The 5,058-nt window shown below is 67.0% G+C and carries 5 protein-coding genes; 3 read left to right on the top strand and 2 right to left on the bottom strand.

Annotation, left to right across the window (positions count from 1 at the left end; translation table 11 throughout):
• The 3 genes from ACFWF3_RS23815 to msrB all read left to right on the top strand — a co-directional run.
• Window positions 1–847: alpha/beta hydrolase (locus ACFWF3_RS23815; RefSeq protein ID WP_379315328.1), on the top strand; the 847-nt coding region annotated here is incomplete at its 5' end.
• 84 nt (window positions 848–931) lie between these two features.
• Window positions 932–2,263, top strand: coding sequence for a glycosyltransferase family 87 protein (locus ACFWF3_RS23810; protein ID WP_378988706.1), 1,332 nt, complete (start codon window positions 932–934; stop codon window positions 2,261–2,263).
• Between the two features lie 60 nt (window positions 2,264–2,323).
• Window positions 2,324–2,752, top strand: coding sequence for a peptide-methionine (R)-S-oxide reductase MsrB (gene msrB / locus ACFWF3_RS23805; protein ID WP_378626732.1), 429 nt, complete (start codon window positions 2,324–2,326; stop codon window positions 2,750–2,752).
• Between the two features lie 3 nt (window positions 2,753–2,755).
• Here msrB and ACFWF3_RS23800 read toward each other — a convergent pair whose 3' ends face one another.
• Window positions 2,756–4,573, bottom strand: a complete 1,818-nt coding sequence (locus tag ACFWF3_RS23800; protein WP_379315327.1) for a glycosyl transferase — start codon at window positions 4,571–4,573, stop codon at window positions 2,756–2,758.
• Window positions 4,574–4,753: 180 nt separating this feature from the next.
• A partial coding sequence (locus ACFWF3_RS23795) for a chlorite dismutase family protein (protein ID WP_379315326.1) occupies window positions 4,754–5,058 on the bottom strand: 305 nt, incomplete at its 5' end.

Here is a 5,058-nt window from a genome sequence, read left to right as displayed (position 1 = left end):
CGACGACGGGATCGACCCGGCCGCCCTGGAGGAGCTGGTGGCCCTGAGCTATGCCCGCCGCTACGGCGACCACCTGGCCCGCCTCGTGCTCGACGCCCCCGAACCCGTCGGCGCGGACGCCACCACCATGGCCGAGGCGCGGGTCACCGGCGCCGAAGCGGCCCTCACCGCGTTCGCGCAGCGCTGCAAGGCCGCCAACTGCGCACTCGGCGCCGATCCGCGGGCGGCGATCGTCGCGCTGATGAACAAAGCGAACAGCGGCGGCCTCGGCGAGATCTCGGCCGCTGACCTGTCGACCGCGCTCACCGGTTTCCTGTCCAGTCCCCGCGGCGACCAGGCGAATCGGGTCACCGCCATGGCCGACATCCTCGCCGCCGCCGACCGTGGCGATCGCGGACCGCTGTCGGCGATGGTCGTGCGCGAAGCCGCCGCGATCACCTCCGACGGCGAGTTCGTGAACCGGTGCACCGACAGCCAGCAGCCCCCGACCGCGGACAAGGCCCGTGAACTCAGCGAGACGTGGGCGAGCAAATATCCGGTATTCGGGCGCAATGCCGCCATCGGGCTGATGGTCTGCTCGGCCTGGCCGGTCTCCACCGCGGCGCCGCTGCCGACGAAACTCGACTTGCCGGTGCTGGTGTTCGCCGGTGCCGCCGATCCGATCGTCGGCGGGGCGGCCGCCTCGGTGACCGGTGCGCTCGGCTCGGCGGGCGCTCGGCATGCCACGATGACCTGGCAGGGCTGGGGCCATCCGGTCGTCACCCACTCCGGGTGCGCGCAGAAGGCCGTCAACGACTACCTCGCCGAGGGGAAACTGCCCGCCGACGGCGGTGCCTGCCCGGCCTGATCGGGTCGGGGCAACCATCCGGTTCCGGCGCGTCATACGGGTCCGGCGACACCATCGCAACCCGATTCGGTGTACCGTGCCCCAGTGTTGTTCCGACAGCTCGAGCCCCGTACCGCTCGCACCTCCGCCGAGGTGATCAAGTTCGCGCTCTGGCCCTTCGCGGTCATGATGGTGCTGAACCGCGTCTTCATCAAGGCGATCAACGGTTTCGTCACCGACGACTACCGGCCTGTGTACAACGCCTCGTTCGAGTTCCTGAACGGCAGGCCGCTGTACACCGCCGACTTCTCGTCGGTCGACCCGCACTATCTCTACTATCCGAGTGGAACGCTGCTGATCGCGCCGGTCGCGATCATCGACTACGAGCTGTCACGCTGGCTGTTCATCGGGCTCAACGCCGTGGCGATTCTGCTCGCCTGGTATCTGCTGCTGCGCCTGTTCAAGTTCGGTCTGGGCTCCATCGCCGCGCCCGCGCTGCTGCTGGCGATGTTCGCTTCCGAGACGGTGACCAATACGTTGGTCTTCACCAACGTCAACGGCTGCCTGCTGCTGGCCGAGTTGGCGTTCATCACGCTGCTGCTGGCGCGCCGGGACCTCTGGGCAGGCGTGGCGCTGGGATTGAGCATCGCGGTGAAACCGACGCTGGCGCCGTTACTGCTGGTCGCAGCCGTTCGCGGCCAGTGGAAGGTGTTCATCACCGCGCTCGGTGTGCCGCTGGTGCTCACCGCGATCGCCTGGCCGCTGTCGGCGGACCCCGAGAAGTTCTTCACCCACGTGATGCCCTATCTGGCTGAGACCCGCGACTACTTCAACAGTTCGGTGGGTGGCAACGGGCTCTACTACGGATTGCCCGAATGGCTGATCCTGCTGGTCAAGGTCCTGATGGCCGGTGTGGTCGCGGTATCGCTGTGGCTGCTGTGGCGCTACTACCGCCACGACGAACTGTTCTTCGTCACCACGTTCTCCGGGGTGTTGCTCACCGCGTGGTTCCTGCTGCCGTCGCTGGGCCAGATGTACTACTCCATGATGGTCTTCCCGTTCCTGATGACCGTGGTACTGCGCAATTCCGTCCTGCGTAACTGGCCCGCGTGGCTGGCGATCTTCGGGTTCATGACCTACGACAAGTGGCTCTCCGATCGCTGGCAGGGCGTCGGCCGCAATCTCGAATACCTGCGGGTGACCTTCGGGTGGGGCCTGCTGCTCATCGTCGTGTTCTGTGTGCTCGGCGACCGGTATCTGGCGGCGCGTCGCGAGGGCAGGCTGCAGTTCGGAATCGACCCGACGTGGATCGAGAGTGCGCCCGATTCGCGGGACGGCACCGATGAGCCCGCGCCCGTCGCACCGGTCGAGGACACTGCGCCGCCCCGCGAGGATCCGGTGGCGCCGGTCGAGGATCGCGAGCCCGCGCTCAAGTAGTTACCGGCCGGTGACGCACCGCTCACGGCGCGCACCGGCCGAAACCATTAGCGTGGAGCCATGAGTTCCGATACTTCGTTGCCCACGCCGCGCATCCAGCTGACGCCGCAGCAATGGCGGGCGAAACTGGATCCCGAGGAATACGCGGTCCTGCGCGAGGCCGCCACCGAGCGTCCGTTCATCGGCGAATACACCGACACCAAGACCGAGGGCGTCTACACCTGTCGCGCCTGCGACGCCGAATTGTTCCGCAGCACAGAGAAATTCGACTCGCACTGCGGATGGCCGTCGTTCTTCGATCCCGCCGATTCCGACGCGGTGATCCTCAAGCCCGACGACACCCTGGGGATGCGCCGGGTCGAGGTGGTCTGCGCGAACTGCCACAGCCACCTCGGGCACGTCTTCGAAGGCGAGGGCTACCCGACGCCCACCGACCAGCGCTACTGCATCAACTCGATCTCGTTGCGCCTGAAGCCCGCCGCCGAATAGCGGTCACACGAGACCGCGCACGTCCCACACCCACACACCGCCCACCTGCTCGGCCGGTACGCCGAGCAGGTCGTCCACGGTGCGACGCAGGGCATCATCGCTCTGTGACGGCGGCAGCACCAGCACATCGGCGCCCCAATGACGCAGGTCCGCGACGGCCTGCTCGCGCCGAGCTCGGTCGATGACCGGAACCGTACCGGTCTTGCGGACCAGCATGAGCAGAACGGCAGTGGATCGGGGGTCGGCGCCATAACCGGCCCCACGGTCCGCGCCGACCGGGCCGACGAAGTAGCCGCCGACGAGCGGGAAGGCGAAGTCGGCGTCGATCTGCCATCGCAGCGCGATCGAATCTCCCGAGGTGGGCGGCGGTACGATCACCACCGAGCCGTCCGAGACGTACTGCCGCACAGTGCCGTCGGCGAAGAACGTGGGCGTCTGGGGGCGTTCGGTGACGGGCAGCACGGTCGGCGCGATGGGCAGCAGCGCGAAGGCCAGGGCGCAGAACCAGGCAACGGGTCGCCGCCGCGTGGCAGCGGTGCGCAGCGATTCGATCGCCCGCTGAGTGCCGAGGACCAGGACTATCGCGATGGCCGGAATGGCTATCATGGCCAACCGCGATTCGATCATCCCGTTCAGCGGCGAGATCCATCCGAAGGCCAGCCACGGCATCGGAATCATCGAATACTCACCCTCGCCGAAACGCACGACGCCGTCGAAGGACATCACAATGCCCATCGACAGCGTCGTGAACACCACCCCGACGATCACGGCGGCCCGCACGATGCGCTCACGCCGCAGGTAGAACACGGCCGCGGCGACGAGCAGCAGTAGGGGCCAACCGAAGTAGGTGTTGTCCTCGGTCGGATTGATGCTCACATCGGGGCCGAACGAGAACATGCTGCCCGCCGATTCCGGCGAGAACTGCACCAGCGACAGAATGTCGTTGCCGGTCCGGCCGATCCCCACGAATCGATACGACTGCGGTCCGGCGAACTGCCACCACAGCCCGAAACCGGTGAGCGTCAGCGTGATCAGCGCCGCGAGCAGTATCGACGGGGCCGCCGCGCGCGCTGTGCGCGCGATGGCGCGCGGGGTGCGCAAGTAGGCCAGGGCGAAGGCCGCGAAGCCGAGCGCGAAGATCAGCAGCGGCTCCTCACCCAGCGTGAGCTGCAGCGCGACCAGCAGTCCGAGCGCGACGGCGGCGCGTGGCTGCCAGACCGGTCGCGCCCCAACGGTGTTCTCCGCGTGCCTTGCCATCCTGATGACCCGCACAGCGATGAGCGGGAGCAACACCAGAAAGACGAAATTCGCGTGCCCGTTGGTGTGCGCGATCATCGCGGGTGCGAAGCCGCAGAACAATCCGCCGATGGCCGCGGCGAATTTCGAGCTCACCAGCTCGCGCGAGAATGCCCAGTACCAGGCGAACGCTGTGCTGAACAGGCCGAATGTCAGCGCCGACACGAAGGTGACGGTGGGCCCGAACAGCAGCGTGATCGGGGTGAACGGCACCCCCCAGCCGTACATGAGGGTATTGGCCATCATGTTGATGCCGTCGGGATAGTTCTGCAGCTCGGTGCTGAACGGACTGTCGAGGTGGGTGAGGTTTCGCGCGGTGATGGCGTAGAACCACTCGTACAGCGTCTGGTCCTGATCACTCTTGCTCAGGTAACCACTGCTCGGGTTCCACCACAGCCCGGCGAGGACGAAGACCGCGAGCGACAGGTAGCAACCGGCGACGATCAGGTCGGTGCGCGCCGAGCGCAGCCACTGCACCGGAGTTCGCCGCGACTCGACCGTTTCCGGTGCGGTTCGATCGGTCACTGCTGTGTCGGATCGACCCTCTTCGGTTCGATCCGTTCCCCACCCTGATACCACGCGCGAATCTCTCTCACCCTCAACGCCACAATCGGCCCGCTCACGATACTCGAGCGGGAGACCGCGGCGATACCAGGCCGAGGAGAAAGGCCCTCTCCACGAGAGGGCCTTCGGTGTTTGCGCCGCTTACGGCAGTGCGGTGAGCAACTGTTCGACCTCGACGCGCGGACCGGTGAAGAACGGCACCTCTTCGCGCACGTGCAACCGCGCCTCGGTGGCCCGCAGGTCACGCATCAGGTCCACGATCCGGTGCAACTCGGGGGCCTCGAAGGCGAGGATCCACTCGTAGTCGCCCAGCGCCATCGAGCTCACGGTGTTGGCCCACACGTCCGGATATCCGCGCGCGGCCTTGCCGTGATCGGCGAGCATCTTGCGCCGCTCCTCGTCGGGGAGCAGGTACCACTCGTAGGACCGCACGAACGGGTAGACGC

The organism is Nocardia sp. NPDC060220 (assembly GCF_042727815.1).
GTDB lineage: Bacteria > Actinomycetota > Actinomycetes > Mycobacteriales > Mycobacteriaceae > Nocardia.
The sequence above is the reverse complement of the archived record's forward strand: the minus strand, read 5'-3'. Positions and strand labels throughout refer to the sequence as shown.